1 protein-coding gene is annotated in these 250 nt (G+C 30.8%); it reads left to right on the top strand.

What is annotated here, in order from left to right:
- Window positions 1-194, top strand: a 194-nt coding sequence (locus NE665_RS24660; protein WP_256302801.1) for a hypothetical protein, incomplete at its 5' end; no start/stop codon positions are given.
- Window positions 195-250: the final 56 nt, after the last annotated feature.

Genomic DNA, 250 nt, shown 5'->3' with positions numbered 1-250 from the left:
ATCAAAAAATTCAATATATCCTTCAAAATATACAAAAAAAGACAATTTCATTTCGAAAATTGCCTATATACAATAAAAAGCCTATGTCCTTACGAAAAGGTATAGGCTTTTGTCAACAATCTGAAACCGCTAATATTAGCGGTTTTTTTGATGTCTATAACTTCCGTGAAAACATTTTGAAAACATTTGACTGAATTTCTGTGTTTTCAGAGCCGAAAATAAGTCGATTTTGGACTATTTTTGCGCTCCG

It is taken from the genome of Clostridium sp. DFI.1.208 (assembly GCF_024463855.1).
Lineage (GTDB): Bacteria > Bacillota_I > Bacilli_A > Erysipelotrichales > Erysipelotrichaceae > Clostridium_AQ.
Note: the sequence above shows the minus strand (reverse complement) of the source record. Positions and strands in the feature narration are given on the sequence as shown.